Origin of the sequence: Pseudomonas sp. B21-031, assembly GCF_024748985.1 — a bacterium.
Classification (GTDB): domain Bacteria; phylum Pseudomonadota; class Gammaproteobacteria; order Pseudomonadales; family Pseudomonadaceae; genus Aquipseudomonas; species Aquipseudomonas kermanshahensis.
In genome coordinates, this window is the sequence record NZ_CP087181.1 from 3,958,455 (window position 1) to 3,972,552 (window position 14,098).

Genomic DNA, 14,098 nt, shown 5'->3' on the forward strand with positions numbered 1-14,098 from the left:
GCGCACATGGCTACCTTGCATACCCAGATCAACCCGCGATCGGCGGAATTCGCCGGCAATAGCGCGGCCATGCTCGAACAGGTCCAGGCCCTGCGTGGCCTGCTTGCGCACATTGCGCAGGGCGGCGGCCCCAAGGCCCAGGAACGGCACACCTCACGCGGCAAACTGCTGCCGCGTGAACGCATCGACCGCCTGCTGGACGCAGGCTCCCCCTTCCTTGAAATCGGCCAGCTGGCGGCCCACGAGGTGTATGGCGAAGACGTGCCGGCCGCCGGCGTGATTGCTGGCATTGGCCGGGTAGAAGGCGTGGAATGCATGATCGTGGCCAACGACGCCACGGTCAAAGGCGGCTCGTACTACCCGCTGACCGTCAAAAAGCACCTGCGCGCGCAGACCATCGCCCTGCAGAACCGCCTGCCGTGCATCTACCTGGTGGACTCCGGCGGCGCCAACCTGCCCCGCCAGGACGAAGTGTTCCCCGACCGCGAGCACTTCGGGCGCATTTTCTTCAACCAGGCCAACATGAGCGCGCTGGGCATCCCGCAGCTCGCCGTGGTCATGGGCTCGTGCACCGCCGGTGGCGCCTATGTGCCCGCCATGGCCGACGAAGCGATCATGGTGCGCCAGCAAGCCACTATCTTCCTGGCTGGCCCGCCGCTGGTGAAAGCCGCCACCGGTGAAGTGGTGAGTGCCGAAGACCTCGGCGGCGCCGACGTGCACTGCCGCATCAGCGGCGTGGCCGACCACTACGCCGACAATGACGAACATGCCCTGGCCCTGGCCCGGCGCAGCGTGGCCAACCTCAACTGGCACAAGCTGGGCAAACTGCAGTGCCAGGCGCCGATCGCCCCGCTGTACGCCGCCGATGAGTTGTACGGCGTGGTGCCGGCCGACGCCAAGCAACCGTTCGATGTGCGCGAGGTCATCGCCCGCCTGGTCGATGGCTCGGTGTTCGACGAGTTCAAGGCACTGTTCGGCACCACCTTGGTGTGCGGCTTCGCCCACCTGCACGGCTACCCGATCGCGATCCTGGCCAACAACGGCATTTTATTTGCCGAAGCCGCGCAAAAAGGCGCGCACTTCATCGAACTGGCCTGCCAGCGCGGCATCCCGCTGCTGTTCCTGCAGAACATCACCGGCTTCATGGTCGGCAAAAAATACGAAGAAGGCGGCATCGCCAAGCACGGCGCCAAACTGGTGACTGCAGTGGCCTGTGCCCAGGTGCCGAAGTTCACCGTGATCATCGGTGGCAGCTTCGGTGCCGGCAACTATGGCATGTGCGGCCGCGCTTACGACCCCCGCTTCCTGTGGATGTGGCCCAACGCACGCATCGGCGTGATGGGTGCCGAGCAGGCCGCTGGCGTGCTGGCCCAGGTCAAGCGCGAACAAAGCGAGCGCAGCGGCCAGCCGTTCAGCGCCGAAGACGAAGCCAAGCTCAAGCAGCCGATCCTCGACCAGTACGAACACCAGGGCCACCCCTACTACTCCAGCGCCCGGCTGTGGGACGACGGCGTTATCGACCCGGCGCAAACCCGCGACGTGCTCGGCCTGGCGTTGTCTGCCGCGCTGAACGCCCCGATCGAACAGAGCCGCTTCGGCATTTTCCGGATGTGACCCATGAGCGATTTCAGCACCCTAGAAGTGGTCAAGGACCCTCGCGGCTTCGCCACCCTGTGGCTCAGCCGCGAAGACAAGAACAACGCCTTCAACGCACAGATGATCCGCGAACTGATCGTCGCCCTCGGCCAGATCGCCGAAGACAGCAGCCTGCGTTTTCTCCTGCTGCGTGGCCGTGGCCGGCACTTCAGCGCCGGCGCCGACCTGGCCTGGATGCAGCAGTCTGCGCAATTGGACTTCAACACCAACCTCGATGACGCCCACGAGCTCGGCGAGCTGATGTACGCCCTGCACCGGCTCAAGGCGCCGACCCTGGCCGTGGTGCAAGGCGCGGCCTTTGGCGGCGCCCTGGGCCTGATCAGTTGCTGCGACATGGCCATCGGCGCCGAAGACGCCCAACTGTGCCTGTCGGAAGTGCGCATCGGCCTGGCCCCGGCCGTGATCAGCCCATTCGTGGTCAAGGCCATCGGCGAACGCGCTACCCGCCGCTACGCCCTCACCGCCGAGCGCTTCAGCGGCGTGCGGGCCCGTGAACTGGGCCTGCTGGCCGAGGTGTACCCCGCCCACGAGCTGGATGCCCACGTCGAGGCCTGGGTCGCCAACCTGCTGCTAAACAGCCCGCAAGCCCTGCGCGCCAGCAAAGACTTGCTGCGCGAGGTCGACGATGGCGAGCTGAGCCCTGCCCTGCGCCGCTACTGCGAAAACACCATCGCCCGCATCCGCGTCAGCGCCGAAGGCCAGGAGGGCCTACGCGCCTTCCTCGAAAAGCGCCGCCCTGCCTGGCAAACCGACGACAACAAGGAGCCGCGCCCATGAGCCGCACCCCGTTGACCACCCTGCTGGTCGCCAACCGCGGTGAAATCGCCTGCCGGGTGATGCGCACTGCCAAGGCCATGGGCCTGACCACCGTCGCCGTGCACAGCGCCACCGACCGTGACGCCCGGCACAGCCGCGAGGCCGATATCCGCGTCGACCTCGGCGGCACCAAGGCCGCCGAAAGCTACCTGCAGGTCGACAAACTGCTGGCCGCCGCCAAAGCCAGCGGCGCACAGGCCATCCACCCGGGCTATGGCTTTCTTTCAGAAAACGCAGGCTTTGCCCGCGCCATCGAACACGCCGGGCTGATCTTCCTCGGCCCACCGGCCAGCGCCATCGACGCGATGGGCAGCAAGTCAGCGGCCAAAACACTGATGGAAGCCGCCGGCGTGCCGCTAGTACCGGGCTACCATGGCGACGCTCAAGATTTGGAAACCTTCCGCGCCGCCGCTGAACGCATCGGCTACCCGGTACTGCTGAAGGCCAGCGCCGGTGGTGGTGGCAAGGGCATGAAAGTGGTCGAGGACGAAAGCCAACTGGCCGACGCCCTGGCCTCGGCGCAGCGCGAGGCGCAATCGTCGTTCGGCGATGCCCGCATGCTGGTTGAAAAGTACGTACTCAAGCCCCGCCACGTAGAAATCCAGGTGTTCGCCGACCAGCACGGCAACTGCCTGTACCTCAACGAACGTGACTGCTCGATCCAGCGCCGCCACCAGAAGGTGGTCGAAGAAGCCCCCGCACCCGGCTTGTCGCCCGAGCTGCGCCGGGCCATGGGCGAGGCCGCAGTGCGCGCCGCCCAGGCCATCGGCTATGTGGGTGCAGGTACAGTGGAATTCCTGCTCGATGCCCGTGGCGAGTTCTTCTTCATGGAGATGAACACCCGCCTGCAGGTCGAGCACCCGGTCACCGAAGCCATCACCGGCCTCGACCTGGTGGCCTGGCAGATCCGCGTGGCCTGTGGCGAGGCGTTGCCGATCACGCAGGACCAAGTACCGCTGATTGGCCACGCCATCGAGGTGCGCCTGTATGCCGAGGACCCAGCCAACGAGTTTCTGCCGGCCACTGGCACGCTGACGTTGTACCGCGAGTCGGCGCCGGGCGAAGGGCGCCGGGTCGACAGCGGGGTTAGCGAAGGGGACGTGGTGTCGCCGTTCTACGACCCGATGCTAGGCAAGCTGATTGCCTGGGGTGAAGACCGCGAGCAGGCACGCCTGCGCCTGCTGGCGATGCTTGATGAGTTTGCCATCGGCGGCCTGAAGACCAACATTGCCTTCCTGCGACGCATCCTCGCGCACCCAGCGTTTGCCGACGCCGAGCTCGACACCGGGTTTATCCCACGTCACCAGGACGTTCTGCTGCCCGCCCCCCAAGCGCTGCCGGCGCCCTTCTGGGAAGCCGCCGCAGAAGCCTGGCTGCAGGGCCAGGCGGGCCAGCAACGGGATGACGACAACCGCTCGCCGTGGGCTGAACGCAATGGCCTGCGCCTGGGCTTGCCCGCGCGCAGCAGCCTGCACCTGACCAGCGCCGGGCAAGACCAGGCGGTGGCGCTGGAACGTAGCGCGGCATCCACCTGGCAACTTAACGGCGAGCAACTGGTGCACGACCAGGCAGGCGTGCGCCGCCGGCACTTGGCGATACGCCGCGGTGGCACGTTGTACCTGCGCTGGGAAGGTGAAATGCATGCCATCGAAGCCTTCGACCCCATTGCCGAAGCCGAGGCCAGCCACAGCCACCAAGGGGGCCTGGGCGCGCCCATGAACGGCAGCATCGTGCGGGTACTGGTCGAGCCGGGTCAGGTGGTAGAAGCCGGCACAGCGCTAGTGGTGCTGGAGGCCATGAAGATGGAGCACAGCATTCGTGCGCCGCATGCCGGCACGGTGAAGGCGCTGTTCTGCCAGGAAGGGGATATGGTCAGCGAAGGGACCGTGCTGGTCGAGTTGGTGGAGTAAGTTAACCGCAGCCGGCAAGCCGGCCCCCACAGGGATGACGCGGGCTTTCGGAGCATCGCCAAACCTGTGGGAGCTGGCTTGCCGGCGATTGGCCCGCGCAGGCTGGGTTCTCTCTAGAAAGTGCCGTGCACCCGCACAACCACCCCCAAAAACTCACAGCCGTCTTCGCACAACAGCGTTGGGTAATTGCTGTTCAAGGCCTTCAGGTACCGCTGCCCACCTTCCTCAGCCAGCTCACGGAAAATCGCCGGTTTGCCCGGCTGCCGAGCGATAACCAAACGCCCCGGCTCAACCTCCACCCCAGGGTCCACCAGCATCCGCATCCCCTGCGGCACACTGCGGCCACTGGCGGCGCTCATCGCTTCATTCTCAACGGTCAGCCAGAACGCCTTGCCCTTGGCCAGGTAGTCCGTCTGCTCGAATACGCTCGCCTCTGCCCCCTCTAGCTCATCCCAACCCAGCACCGGGTAGCGGAAGCACACGATGTACTGCATGAGGTCCAGGTCATCGTCGGTGTCATCCATGTCATAGCCGCCGCGGTCCTCGCCTACCTGGCCCAGAATGCGCAGTTGCAAACTGACGTTGTAGTGGGGCATGCCAATCTCGACGAACGTGCGGTTCATCGACTCGATCTTCGGCTGGCGCCTTTTGTTCACCCAATGCCCCACGCTGCCTTGAGACACGCCAACGCGTTCGGCCAGCTGCTCTTGGGTGAGCCCAAGCTCCTCCATCCGGTCACGGACGAGGGCAATCCATTTATCCATATTCATCGCTGGCACGATACGGACTGCCTTCAAGCGCTCAATAAACATCCTGTATTATTTATCAGAAAGCATGAAAATACTTAAGGTATTAGTATCGACCTGAACCTTTTCCCTATTGGCATTCGCAGGTATCAGGATGAAACCACCGAAAAACGAAGAAACAGATCTCGACAGCGAAGCGGCCCGCCGCGCCCTCGACTACTACCTCAACCCCAACCCACCACGCCCCACCATCGAGAACAAAATCTGGACCCTGCACGAAGGCGTAACCGGCGACCAAGCCCAGGAGCACGCGATTGCCCTGCTCCGCTGCGCCGCCGCCACCGCACAAGAAACCGCCGTGCACCAGCAGGGTACGCAGCGCGAGCTGACCTTTGCCTTGATGCACATGATGGACATGGCACGCGCACTGCTGGAGCACAAACGCACCGTGCAGACGGGTCTGTAGGTAAAAAAGGAAGGGAAAGACGTGATGGCCGGGTAACGGCAATGGCCCCGATTGCCGGGACAAGGAAGCGCATCGGTAAAACTTTTTTACCGAATTAGCGAAATATCATTTGACTGGCAAATGATAACGATTATTATTGCACTCAGCTGATCGCGAGATCTGCTGGATAACCTGGAGCTTAGGTCGCTCTCAGATTATCTCCTCATCAGGCTAATCACGGTTTTTGACCCGGCTTTTTGCCGGGTCTTTTTTTTGGCTCTTCAGGCTAATGAAGATCGTGAATGGCCGGCATGATAGCAAAAGTGTGTCAGACCGTGAACGCTCATTACAAAACTTTGCGGAATCAGCACTTGAGAATCAATCTCGTTTCCACTACGCTGATTACGCATCAAGGAAGATGCCCCCATCCCTCCCCCTTTGAGCAAGGAGCTGTCCATGACCCGTCTGCTGCTGCCCCTTGAGCACGAATCTCCTGCCGCCGCGCCCGATGCCGACAATGAACTGTTGCACGGCTTGAAACGGCTGCCTCGGCGTGTCCAGCAAGTGTTCCTGCTCAACCGCCTCGACCAACTGGACTTTGCCAGCATTGCTGCCCGGCTCGATTTGCCCTTGGCAAGCATCGAGCGGCATATGGACCAGGCACTGCAAGCAGGCCGCTCCCGCCGCGATGTGTTGGCGAGTGTTGCCGGGCAATGGTATGTGCGATTGCAAAGCCCCCAGGTGACCGCCTGCGAGCGAATCGACTTTCGCCGTTGGCTGGATGCGGACCAGGCGAACTTACAGGCGTTTCACGATACGGAGCTGCGCTGGCGCAGCCTGCTGGCGCCAGCACGGCAGCTAGGCCATGACGGTTGGTACCGGCAAGGCCGGGCGGCACTGTCGTTGGGTGGGTGTTCGATTGCGGTTGGGTTGGGGGTGGCGGCGTTGGTGCTGTTTGGCTTTTGGGCCTGATGAAGCTACGACACTCGCATTCATTGGCTCGCGCTAACTCAGGCTACGAAGTGCAGTACCACCGCGCCCAGTAAAACGAGACAGACGCCTGCAATCTGCATCAGCGTTAACCTGTCTTTGTAGAACAGATAACCCAGAATGGCCGCTATCCCGCCCGACATCGTACTTATCACAGTGACGATAGCTACAGCCCCAGTCAACGCACCGTACGAAAACGCCGTAAAACCCGCCAAGTTAAACAGGCTTGCGCAACAGAGCGCACAATAGCCTTTTAGGCCCGGTGAATCCGCAGGTTTGAGCTTGAACATGATGGGCGACAGAAGCACCACCCCCACCAGATAGCTTATCCAAAGCATGTTGACCGGGCCGATAGCAGGCAACGTGTATTTGCCTTGAACCCAGAAGCTAGTCCCGTACAACGCGGCAGCAACCAACGCAAAAAAGTTCGCCGTCCCCGCCGACCTGTATTGCCTGGGGTCATTGTTACCGGATCCACGCCCCACTATTGCAACGCCGCTGGCACATATCACCAATCCCACCCATTGTATGACTGTGATGTGTTCACCCCCCATCCAGGCCAGTAACGTTGTGAACATGCCATAGGAGGTGACCAGTGGCGCGACCACGGCAGTCTTCCCTTGCGCAAACGCTCGCGAGAGAGAGACCGCCCCCATTACAGTCAGGAGTGCGGCTGCGAGACAAGTCAGCAGCAACTGCCATTTCACTTCATACAGAACGTCGATTTGCCGGCCGAGAACCAACAGCAGGGTACTGAGTAGAATCAAGCCCAGCAATTGCCCGAGGAATACCGAGCGCTGGACACCAAATAGCCGTGCGTTCAGGCCAACCAGAAAGTCTGTAGCGCCCCAGCACAGGGCCGCTACGACACCCATCAATATGTCCAAGATCAATTCCTTTTTAGTTCTTATTGTTGAATTGCCTCTCGCTCCGTAAAGCGTGGGCTAGCACTACAGCACCGTAGGTACTTCGGCCACTCCCCCTCTTGACGCTGACTGCTCAAGCAAACCTCGCGGTAAGGTGAAACCTTTGAAGGGCTGCTGGGTAATGGGGTTGAATGCTTTTTCGGCGTTCAGCCGATAACGCATCACGCCGTCTCCCGTTCTAAAGCTCAAGTCCACGCTGGTGGCTGTACGGCCATTAAGCGAACCTCGGCTGAGCAGGCGGAACATCGACCAAGGGCCGCGATACTCCAAACTGCTGCTATTGCCGTTTTGTCGGAGCAAGGTGAGGTTGCTGCGCACTTGCTGCCCCAACGTATTGGGCCAGACAACACCGACAATCTGGGTGGGGCCATGCGTGTAGGAAATCAGCTGGCCATCCAGATCCAGCAAGCTGGTGCGCTGGTTAGCACTCAGTCCCAAGGGCTCGATACTGAACTGCACGCTCAAGTTGCCGCGCTGATCGAAGAAGGTTTCGCGAATGCGATCCGCCAGTTCCAACTGCTCGATCACATCGCTGCGGATCAAGGAGTGCCCCTGCCGACTGGCCTGCAAGGCTTCGAGATTGTCCTTGAGGAAGACTTTGAGGTATTGGTCATGAAACTGCTGCAGGCGTCCTTTCGGCCCGAAGAACGCCTCGAAGTCATCCAAAGAAGCATCGGGCGCTCGCACCACGAAGGGATAGCGCCCTGCCAAGCGCTGCTGGAAGAAGCTGTAAACATCGGCATCCCAACGTCGTTCCAGCTCACGGAGCGCTTCAACGTTCAGCACGCGCGCTGTCTGGTCCGCAACTTTCTTGACCTGTTGATTGATCGGTTCAGGCAAACCGGTGGCGACCCGCTGCAATGTGCCAATGGGGTCGTGCCCGGTCATGGAGAAACGTTGAAGCACGGCGTGCAACGCGGCCTTGCCACGCTCAGGGCTGTCCTGCACGGCCTTGACGTAATCATGAACAGCGGCAATGGCAGCGACCGTTTCATCGTAGTAGCTCGGCTTTTCTCCCGTTGCCTGCAGCATGGCATTCAGGCCGGCGAACGCACGCTGGATGGCCACGGCTTGTAGCTGCTCGGGCTTGCTGTTGGTGGGCCGCAGGCCAGTTGTCTCGTCGGGCACCTCGATAGCCACCGAAGAAGACAGCGAAGTATTGTCTTTCACTGTTTCGAGCAATCTGTGCAGCGGCGCCGCAGGACCAGTCAGCTGCTCCAGAATATCGACACCATGGTCTAAATCATTGAAGTCAGCCACTGAAAAGGCATTCAAGGCACGTCGCCAGCTGTCGATGTAGTCCGCGCTGTAGAGGTTACGTAAGCGCTCGCTCAATGCATTGCGGTCGACGTCCGAATAGTCGAGTTGAGCGCGCTCACCCAATGCCCACTGATCGATCATCGCCATCTCGGCGAAGCGCTGGCTGCGGGGCTCAAAATAGTCCCTGAACCCTTTGGCCGTCAGCATGGGGGCAAGCAGGACGCCATCATCGCCCAGCTTCGACCCGGAAGAAGATTTGTAAACGATATCGAAGGCTGGCCCTACCTGGTGACGCAGGTCCAAGCCGGCGTGCAGCTGTTCTTGGGCCTGCTGCTTGAGGCTTGCGTACACGCGCTGTGGCATAGGCACTTTACGTAATATCTGCTGCACTTCGCTGACCCGCTGCTTGTATTGCGGCAGGTCGGTATCGGCATAGGCCAGGGCGTACTTCAGATGCTGCATGAGGTCGCGCTGCAATTGTCCCTGCCCTGGGAAGGCCTGTTGCCACTTCTGGGCCATCCAGTCTTCGACCCACTCGGGCCGGCGACTCTGGCGGTCCTCGATCATGCGGTAAACCCTAAGCGAGGCCATCTGCTGTTCACTGCCGGGCGGTGCCGCATTCATGGCATCAATCACGCCGCTGGCCAACGCCGGCAAGAAACGCCTGGAGAGCAGGCTCAAGTAAGCTTCGTCGACCCGAGGCCCGATGGCGCGCCCTTGATACAGGCCGAAATCAGCCACACCCGGCCAGGCGGCGCGATAGTCACCGAATACCGATACTGCATCACGGATTTGATCCAGTGGTTGCAGCAGGTTACGCCCTGTCGGGTCCAGGTGCTGGTCCACTTCGTGATTGCTGAATTCTCGACTTTTAGCAAGCACGCTGGCTGCCTTGGCACCATTGACATCGAAGTAGCGCTGCCAACTGGCAATGGCAACACACACAGCAAGCACGCCTACACCAGAGCCCACCCAGAGCAATCGCCGCTTGCTACGCGCCACTCTGACGTTATCCCCAGCAAGCCCGGCTTCCTGGTAGATGACACGACCGAAAGCCTGCTGGATGAAGTAGACCAACGCTTTGCCGTGCGGCTTGCCTTCGCGCAGTGGGGGCTTGGTTTTGTATGGCTGCGCCGCCTCACGCACGAATGCATTGAGCATGTCGCCTTGCTGCTCGACCGACGACCAATACACCCCACGCACCAGGGCAGGCGTGGTGAAACGATCACTTGCCAAGGTCTCACGCAAGAAGCCTAGTAAAATCGGGCGCAATCCAACCAACTGGGCATGCAGCGAGAACAAACGCGATCGATGCGGCGCACTGCCCAGCCCATCAATCTGGTCCACGACCTGCTCGAACAACAGCCTGATCAAGCGATCATAGAAGTCGCTGTACTCCTCCAACCAAGCGTCGTAAGTATCGACTGCATCCAGCTTGAACGTAAAGCCCAGCAGGTTCTCTCGCTTAGCCGCTGAGAGCTTGCTGTAAAGCGCGTCAAAGCCATCGAGCAGATCGAACTTGGATAACACCACATACAAGGGCAGGCGCGAACCCAGCTGACTGCTGACTTCATACAGCCGTGTACGCAATACATGAGCCAGTGCGACACGTTGCTCGGGCGTACCCTGTAACAGCGCAGGCAGATCAATAACCAGCAACAGGCCATTGAGTGCCCGCTGGCTGCGATTGCGCAGCAACCAACTCAGCAGGTGGTGCCACAACCTGGCCGGGGTTCCGGGAGGTATGGAAGGTTCAGACTCATTGGCGTTCCCGGACACCGCGCCAGCCGAAGACGCTTGGCTGATGAAAGCACCGGGCGGGTCGATGATTACCGCGTCATCACTGACCCACCAGCCGACCGGATATGCGAGAGGTTGCGCTTGTCGGCCACGTGCCTGGACCTTGTCGATGCGGGTCAAGGAAAAACTTTGGTCAGTGCGATCAATGAAGCTGGTTTTGCCAGCCTGTTCGTCACCCAGCACCAGATACCATGGCAATCGGTACAGCGCCCTTCGCCCTCCCGCGTTGTCGAGGTAACGCGAAAGCGCCTGGTTCAACGCCTTCTCTTGTGTGCGAACCAACGGCAATACACGATCCAGTTCGGCGGCCACTGCATCCTTGTGCTCCGCTTGCAGGCGGTGAAAGCGTGTGCGCAACACAATAAGCCAGCAAAGCAATGGCATCAGTACGAGCACCAGACTGGCCACACTGCGGTGCGCCACGCTGGCGAGGGGTTGGTGCTCTCGCCACGTCCATTGCGGGCCGAGCCACCAAATGGCGATCAGGATCAGTACAGCACCGAGCCCAAGCAACAGCGGCATCGCCAAGCCGATGCGCGAAATCAACGGTATGCCCCATCGTTTGAGTTGTTTCCATAGTGGGTTCATGAGGGCTCCTAAACCTTGTTCTGATCAGCTAACGCTGGAGAGGTGGCGTACTGGAGGAGCCGCTGGAATACCCCGGGCTCCCAGGCATCGGCGGTCGTTCGCTGCATCGTCTGGGCAACACCGGCGCACAGGTCCTGGGCTAACCAGGACACGCCGCGTGCGGCCAACAAGTCGGCGGCAATTATTGTGGTGTGGCAGCGCTCACGCGGCGTACGGAGCTCCGCTTGCAGGCTTTGCAAGCGGAGGAGGACTGGCTCCACACCTGCCGTGTCCAGCTGACTCACCAGTTCCTCGCGCAGGCTGCTGAACTCAGCGGTGGATGCTCCATGGTCGCCCTGCCCTTGCGCCCCCTTCAGCCAGGCCATGCAGGCGTCATCGACGAACCCTGTGCCGTCGCTGAAGCACAACTGCTGCAGTGCTGGCATGCGCTGCACAAAACGCGCAGTCGCGCAGCGAATAGCCTCCGCGACCTCGCCCATCGCCAGCCGCGTGGCGACGGTAGCGGCTAGAAAACTGCCTCGAATCCAGTAAGGGCAGGCTGCGACACTTTTTTCGATACGCTGGAGTAACGCGGGGTCAATTGCCGTTCCGGCGATGGCATCGTCATAGCTTCCGGAAATATCCACCGGCACCGCCATCAACTCCGTGCGGTTACCTTGCCTCGCTTGAGGCGCCGCTTGAATGTGCGCCCACAAGCCAAAGCGACGTAGTTGGTAGCCGGTAGGGTCATAGGGATCCTGTTGGTTGATGAACTCGGCCATGCTCAACACCGCTCGCCGTGTCTCGCGCTCATTGCCAATGGATACATGGGGGATGGGTGCAGCCATGACATCGGCCAATGGCACAGGCTTGATGTTTGTAGCAGGCGCCTGGGGCGCTGCGACCTCGCTGACACCCGCGCCAAGTTCTGCATACTTGCGCAGAAGGCGCTCAAGTTTATGGATGACGGCCGCGTCCAGTTGCGCAACGGCCTGCTGCTGTTGCAAGCGTGTTAAAGCATGCTGTGCTGCAGTTGCATGAGTCGGGGTATAGGTGAAGCGGTCAAGGCACGGCAACGCATCAGTCAAGCGATTGAGGACCAGGCCAACCAGCTTACGCTTGCCAAGGAAACCCTTGGGCCCTGGCTTGGGATGAGAAGACTCCCAGTAGGATTCGACCATGCCGGCTAATAACGCCAGGGTGAACCCCCAGCGCTCCCAGCAGCCGCTACGCAGCCACGCGACACTCAAGTGCGCGACGATCCGCAGGTGCTTGCACTGCTGGCCCAAATACTGCCGGGACGCCTCTTCGATGTAGGTCCAGTCGATTGAAGATTCCTGCAAACCACCCAGTTTGACCATCTCCTGGTCAATGGCCTGGTAGGTTTCATCCTCGATGTCGAACAGCCCGGCCGGAACCGCTGGCTCAATCGGCATGAGCAGCCGACTGACTTCATCCCCTGATACCCGCACTACCACCGGCATGTGCTCCGCGCCTGACTGATCAGCGGGTCTAGACCTTGGGCATCGAACGTCAGCCCATCGACCTCGCTGTGGTTGCTCGTCACTTCTATCCGATGGGCCCTAATCAACTTTTTGATCTGCTCGATGGCAGGGAGGCCTCGTCCTGCGTCGAGTACCTGCCCGTTTTCCATCACCTTCCAGGGGGTCTCATTCGTAGAACCGCCGTCCCCTTTCAGGCGTACCGTGACCCAGCCCGTCTCGATGTGTTTATGGGTGATCAACTGGAGCCGGGAGATGTTCTGGATGCAGCTGATGACCAGATAAGAACGTTGGTCACCGGATGCAATGGCGGGTGCGGAAATGACCAGTTCAGTAACGTCACTGCCCTCGCTTCGTTCCCCGCTGCGAAACGTCAGGTCATCCGGCCTGCGTGCGGCCTCGTTGGCCATCACGCGCAACACACTGGGCGCCTCGTGCTCCGGGGCGGACCATGGCTTTTGGGTCGTATGCGCAGGTGTTCCTGCCGCCTGATCGAAACACGCCAGACGCTCGATGTTAGACACGATCCCAGGACAGTTCTGGGCATGACTGGCCAACGCTGGCTGCAAACAAAACAGTAGCCAAACACCAGCGCCATATGCGCTGCGAATAATCATTGAATACTCACTCTTTGCCAAACAACAGGAAGACTCATATGCGTCAATGAGTAAATTTTCCTACAACAATATTCCATTAACTCCTCGCCATACCCACACCACCAAGAAGTGTTTCGCCACGAGCCTAGTACACACAATCAACTGCACACAAATAAATATTTACTTACATTTTTTAACTCGACCAAAAGTCCTTGTCACATGCATGGTTTTTATAGCGACGGGGAACTAACCCTCTCAATCGGCGATATGTAGGAAATTCCCCACAACTCATAAACCAGAATAACCACAACGTTTAAACACGCAGTAAAAAACCCACTACGCAACACCAAATCCACACCATGGAGTTATGGATTGATGTCTAAGAACATTGGCTCCGTTGCGCCAAAAGAGCGCATCAACATCAAGTACGTCCCTGCCACCGGCGATGAGCAGGTCGAAATAGAGCTGCCACACAAGATGTTGGTACTGGGAGATTTCGGTTTGGAGGACAGCCGCGCACTGGAAGACCGCCCGGTCATGCGCATCGATAAACACAGTTTCAACAACGTGTTGCATGACGCTGATGTGAGCTTGGACATGTCCGTGCCTTCCATGCTCAGCGCAACTCCAGACGCCGAGCTCGCTGTCAACCTGCAGTTCAAGTCCATCAACGATTTCGGGCCAGACCAGATCGCCCAACAGGTACCGGAGCTGAACAAGCTACTGGAGCTGCGTGAAGCGCTGGTAGCCCTTAAAGGCCCACTCGGTAACGTGCCGACATTCCGCAAGCAGCTGCAACACCTGTTGAACAACGAGCAGGCCCGCAAGCAGCTCGCCGAAGAACTGGACCTGGTGCTTGAGGCGCCAAAAGAAGATTGAGACCA

Annotated in this window: 11 protein-coding genes; 6 read left to right on the plus strand and 5 right to left on the minus strand. The window is 60.3% G+C overall.

The features are described 5' to 3' along the window. The first annotated feature begins 6 nt into the window (after nucleotides 1–6). From LOY53_RS17620 to LOY53_RS17630, 3 genes are read left to right on the plus strand one after another with little or no spacing between them, the layout of a single operon-like run. On the plus strand, nucleotides 7–1,614 hold the full coding sequence (locus tag LOY53_RS17620) for a carboxyl transferase domain-containing protein (RefSeq protein ID WP_027592785.1): 1,608 nt from the start codon (nucleotides 7–9) through the stop codon (nucleotides 1,612–1,614). Between the two features lie 3 nt (nucleotides 1,615–1,617). Beyond that, on the plus strand, nucleotides 1,618–2,433 hold the full coding sequence (locus LOY53_RS17625) for a gamma-carboxygeranoyl-CoA hydratase (protein WP_099454772.1): 816 nt from the start codon (nucleotides 1,618–1,620) through the stop codon (nucleotides 2,431–2,433). After that, nucleotides 2,430–4,382 (plus strand): acetyl/propionyl/methylcrotonyl-CoA carboxylase subunit alpha, encoded by a 1,953-nt coding sequence (locus tag LOY53_RS17630; RefSeq protein WP_258703079.1) that lies wholly within the window; start codon nucleotides 2,430–2,432, stop codon nucleotides 4,380–4,382. Before LOY53_RS17625 ends, LOY53_RS17630 begins: the two co-directional genes overlap by 4 nt. A 113-nt stretch (nucleotides 4,383–4,495) precedes the next feature. On the opposite strand, the gene LOY53_RS17635 is transcribed toward LOY53_RS17630, so the two are convergent. Further along, the gene (locus LOY53_RS17635) at nucleotides 4,496–5,194 is read right to left on the minus strand and encodes a LexA family transcriptional regulator (protein ID WP_099454774.1); all 699 of its coding nucleotides are present in this window, start codon (nucleotides 5,192–5,194) and stop codon (nucleotides 4,496–4,498) included. Between the two features lie 88 nt (nucleotides 5,195–5,282). Here LOY53_RS17635 and LOY53_RS17640 point away from each other — a divergent pair, with 88 nt between their 5' ends. Together LOY53_RS17640 and LOY53_RS17645 are read left to right on the plus strand one after the other, a co-directional pair. Continuing rightward, complete coding sequence (locus LOY53_RS17640; protein WP_252825112.1) at nucleotides 5,283–5,594, plus strand: DUF6124 family protein; 312 nt, start codon at nucleotides 5,283–5,285, stop codon at nucleotides 5,592–5,594. Between the two features lie 435 nt (nucleotides 5,595–6,029). Next, nucleotides 6,030–6,545 carry a DUF4880 domain-containing protein gene (locus LOY53_RS17645; RefSeq protein ID WP_027592790.1) on the plus strand — a complete coding sequence of 172 codons (516 nt, stop codon included), beginning with the start codon at nucleotides 6,030–6,032 and terminating at the stop codon, nucleotides 6,543–6,545. Nucleotides 6,546–6,583: 38 nt separating this feature from the next. Here the strand turns inward: LOY53_RS17645 and LOY53_RS17650 are convergent, their stop codons facing one another. From LOY53_RS17650 to vasI, 4 genes are all read right to left on the minus strand, one after another. Further along, nucleotides 6,584–7,438 (minus strand): DMT family transporter, encoded by an 855-nt coding sequence (locus LOY53_RS17650; RefSeq protein ID WP_408981381.1) that lies wholly within the window; start codon nucleotides 7,436–7,438, stop codon nucleotides 6,584–6,586. Between the two features lie 75 nt (nucleotides 7,439–7,513). Then, nucleotides 7,514–11,137 carry a type VI secretion system membrane subunit TssM gene (tssM, locus tag LOY53_RS17655; RefSeq protein ID WP_258703081.1) on the minus strand — a complete coding sequence of 1,208 codons (3,624 nt, stop codon included), beginning with the start codon at nucleotides 11,135–11,137 and terminating at the stop codon, nucleotides 7,514–7,516. 8 nt (nucleotides 11,138–11,145) lie between these two features. Continuing rightward, a complete protein-coding gene (tssA, locus tag LOY53_RS17660; protein ID WP_258703082.1) occupies nucleotides 11,146–12,600 on the minus strand; it encodes a type VI secretion system protein TssA in 1,455 nt (484 codons plus the stop codon). After that, on the minus strand, nucleotides 12,588–13,235 hold the full coding sequence (gene vasI / locus LOY53_RS17665; protein WP_252825119.1) for a type VI secretion system-associated protein VasI: 648 nt from the start codon (nucleotides 13,233–13,235) through the stop codon (nucleotides 12,588–12,590). The genes tssA and vasI overlap by 13 nt, the downstream gene beginning before the upstream one ends. A 354-nt stretch (nucleotides 13,236–13,589) precedes the next feature. Between vasI and tssB the strand changes: the two genes are divergently transcribed. Next, a complete protein-coding gene (gene tssB / locus LOY53_RS17670; protein ID WP_258703083.1) occupies nucleotides 13,590–14,093 on the plus strand; it encodes a type VI secretion system contractile sheath small subunit in 504 nt (167 codons plus the stop codon). Nucleotides 14,094–14,098 lie beyond the last annotated feature (5 nt).

Coding starts and splice junctions, on each gene's coding strand:
- LOY53_RS17620 (WP_027592785.1), top strand. CDS start 7: ATGGCTACCTTGCATACCCAGATCAACCCGCGATCGGCGGAATTCGCC.
- LOY53_RS17625 (WP_099454772.1), top strand. CDS start 1,618: ATGAGCGATTTCAGCACCCTAGAAGTGGTCAAGGACCCTCGCGGCTTC.
- LOY53_RS17630 (WP_258703079.1), top strand. CDS start 2,430: ATGAGCCGCACCCCGTTGACCACCCTGCTGGTCGCCAACCGCGGTGAA.
- LOY53_RS17635 (WP_099454774.1), bottom strand. CDS start 5,194: ATGTTTATTGAGCGCTTGAAGGCAGTCCGTATCGTGCCAGCGATGAAT.
- LOY53_RS17640 (WP_252825112.1), top strand. CDS start 5,283: ATGAAACCACCGAAAAACGAAGAAACAGATCTCGACAGCGAAGCGGCC.
- LOY53_RS17645 (WP_027592790.1), top strand. CDS start 6,030: ATGACCCGTCTGCTGCTGCCCCTTGAGCACGAATCTCCTGCCGCCGCG.
- LOY53_RS17650 (WP_408981381.1), bottom strand. CDS start 7,438: ATGGGTGTCGTAGCGGCCCTGTGCTGGGGCGCTACAGACTTTCTGGTT.
- tssM (WP_258703081.1), bottom strand. CDS start 11,137: ATGAACCCACTATGGAAACAACTCAAACGATGGGGCATACCGTTGATT.
- tssA (WP_258703082.1), bottom strand. CDS start 12,600: ATGCCGGTGGTAGTGCGGGTATCAGGGGATGAAGTCAGTCGGCTGCTC.
- vasI (WP_252825119.1), bottom strand. CDS start 13,235: ATGATTATTCGCAGCGCATATGGCGCTGGTGTTTGGCTACTGTTTTGT.
- tssB (WP_258703083.1), top strand. CDS start 13,590: ATGTCTAAGAACATTGGCTCCGTTGCGCCAAAAGAGCGCATCAACATC.